The 1,126-nt window shown below is 67.1% G+C and carries 2 protein-coding genes and 1 pseudogene; all 3 read left to right on the top strand.

The genetic code is table 11. The features are described 5' to 3' along the window. Window positions 1–250, top strand: a pseudogene (locus tag EOA60_RS34100) (signal recognition particle protein); the annotation flags it as partial. Window positions 251–256: 6 nt separating this feature from the next. Next, entirely contained in the window at window positions 257–583 is a 327-nt protein-coding gene (locus EOA60_RS34095) for a chorismate mutase (protein ID WP_066991680.1), read from the top strand. 106 nt (window positions 584–689) lie between these two features. Next, a complete protein-coding gene (rpsP, locus tag EOA60_RS34090; RefSeq protein WP_128312680.1) occupies window positions 690–1,091 on the top strand; it encodes a 30S ribosomal protein S16 in 402 nt (133 codons plus the stop codon). The last annotated feature ends 35 nt before the right edge of the window (window positions 1,092–1,126 follow it).

Here is a 1,126-nt window from a genome sequence, read left to right as displayed (position 1 = left end):
TGCCTCGAAGATGGGCCTTGGCGGCATGATGCCCGGCGGCGGCATGCCCGACCTTTCCAAGATGGACCCGAAGCAGCTGGAGGCCTTGCAGAAGCAGGCCCAGGCTGCCGGTCTCGGCAAAGGCCTGCCGGGCGGGCTGCCCGGCGGACTTCCCGGCGGCGGGTTGCCGGGCCTGCCCGGCGGCATGAAACTGCCGGGCCTTCCCGGTCTCGGCGGCGGCGGGCTGCCTGGCCTTGGCAAGAAGAAGTGAGGGGCGATGAACGAAGAGAAGGACATGGCCGAGGCACGCGCCGTTCTGGCGGGCTACCGCGCTTCGATCGACAACATCGACGCCGCCCTCATTCATATGCTGGCTGAGCGCTTCCGCTGCACCAAGGCGGTCGGCGTGCTGAAGGCCGAGCATGGCCTGCCGCCGGCCGACCCGGCGCGCGAGCAGCAGCAGATCGCCCGCCTGCGCCAACTGGCGAAGGATGCGCATCTCGATCCGGATTTCGCGGAGAAATTTCTGAACTTCGTCATCCGCGAAGTTATCCGGCATCACGAACAGATCGCCGCTAACAACGGCGTGACGAAAACCGGCTGAAGCTGGTGCATGTCGCCCAACTGCGCAGCGGTCTTGGGATTACGACTTGCACAACGCCAAAGCCGCAACCCAATCAACCAACTCAGAGCTTGTTAGGAGATAAAGAATGGCACTGAAGATCAGACTGGCCCGTGCGGGCTCGAAGAAGCGTCCCTATTACCACGTCGTCGTCGCCGACGCCCGTTCGCCGCGCGACGGCCGTTTCATCGAGGCGCTCGGCTCGTGGAACCCGCTGCTGCCGAAGGACGGCGAACGCGTGAAGGTCGACGCCGACCGCGTCAAGCACTGGCTCTCGCACGGCGCCCAGCCGACCGACCGCGTGCTGCGCTTCCTCGACGAGGCCGGCATCGCCAAGCGTCCGGCCCGCTCGAACCCGAACAAGGCCCTGCCGGGCAAGAAGGCGCAGGAGCGCGCAGCCCTGCTGAAGAAGGCCCAGGAAGACGCCGCCGCTGCCGTTGCGGCCGCGTCCGCAGCACCCGCCGAGGCGGAAGCCGCGACCGCCGCGTAGTCTCGGCCCCCGGGCAAAACAGGTCACAAGAACCG

Origin of the sequence: Mesorhizobium sp. M1A.F.Ca.IN.020.06.1.1, from assembly GCF_004023265.1 — a bacterium.
Taxonomy (GTDB): Bacteria; Pseudomonadota; Alphaproteobacteria; order Rhizobiales; family Rhizobiaceae; genus Mesorhizobium.
Note: the sequence above shows the minus strand (reverse complement) of the source record. Positions and strands in the feature narration are given on the sequence as shown.